The sequence below is a fragment of the Nocardioides malaquae genome (assembly GCF_015070385.1).
Classification (GTDB): Bacteria; Actinomycetota; Actinomycetes; order Propionibacteriales; family Nocardioidaceae; genus Nocardioides; species Nocardioides malaquae.
The window spans coordinates 1-1,279 of record NZ_JADCSA010000033.1; the positions used below are offsets into that span (position 1 = coordinate 1).

1 protein-coding gene is annotated in these 1,279 nt (G+C 66.9%); it reads right to left on the reverse strand.

The genetic code is table 11. The annotated features are described in order from the left end of the window. Nucleotides 1–1,069, reverse strand: a 1,069-nt coding sequence (locus IEQ44_RS15515) for an IS110 family RNA-guided transposase (protein ID WP_319804715.1), incomplete at its 3' end; no start/stop codon positions are given. Nucleotides 1,070–1,279: the final 210 nt, after the last annotated feature.

Sequence of the window (1,279 nt, forward strand, 5' to 3'; positions counted from 1 at the left end):
AAGCGGCGGCTGCGAGTCCAGTCGCAGCGCGGGCTTGGTGGTCGGTGGTGAGGTGGTTGAACACGATCCGGGAGAGGCGTCGTTTGAGGCATCGCAGTGCTTCGGGGGTGGACATGCCTTCGGACTTCTTCTTTGCGTAGTAGGCCTTGCCGAGTCCGTCGAGGCGGATCTGGGTGACGGCGATGCGGTGGATCGCGGCGTTGAGCTGCCGGTTGCCGGACCGGGTCATCCGCACCCGGCCGTTCGTGTTGCCCGACCAGACCGGAATCGGTGCGATCCCGGCGTGGCGGGCGAACGCGGCTTCGGACTTGAACCGGGTGATCCCGGCGGCCTCACCGACGAGCTTGGCGGCTGTCAGCGCACCAACTCCGGGCATGGCCAGCAGGGTCGGTGCGACCTCCTCGACACGTACGGCGATGCGGCGCTCGAGCTGGTTGATCCGCGCGGTCAGCTCGACCACGTCGGCGAGCTCGTCGCGTGCCAGTTCCGCGACGAGACCTTCGACGCCCGCCAATCGCTCCAAGAGCAACTTCTGGTGCTTGGCCAGGTCCATCGAGCGGGCAGGTGGTGCCAGCGCGGGGTCAAGCTCGTGGACGCGCCACAGCAGCCGGTTGATGGTGGCGGTGCGGTGTTTGACCAGGTCATCGCGCCTGTCGACGAGCAGCTTCAACTCATGCGAGACATCGTCGTGCGAGGCCACGGGCAGATCGGGCTCGCGTTGCGCGGCCCGCGCCACAGCGAGCGCATCGATGGGGTCGGACTTGCCGCGTGTGCGCGCGGTACGCCGCTGTTCGGCCATCATCTTCGGCGGAACCCGCACGACCGACTGCCCCGCGGTGAGCAGGTCTCGTTCGAGCCGCGCTGAGAGGTGGCGGCAGTCCTCGATCGCCCACAGCAAATCGCTGCCGTAGGTCCGCCACGCCCAGGCCATCGCCTTGCGATGTCCCTTCGTCGTGGCCGCGACTGTGAGTTGACCCAGTTGTCGACCAGCCTCGTCGACCGCGACGAACGTGTGGGTGTGCTTGTGCACATCGGCTCCAACAACAACCATGGTGGTTGCCTCCTTCACTTGATGCGAGGGACGGTTGGGCCGGTCGGCGGACACATCTCAGTGGGGGCGGTGCCACGCTCCTATCAAGTCACGCCGGCCGGCTCCTTCACACCCGGTGTCGGCAAAACACATGCCCGCCAGACCGAGGTCGGCACGGAGGCTACGAGCCAGACACCAGGTGCTCGGGATCCAACCACCGCAACAGCGGCAGCAGAAGCCTCACACTGA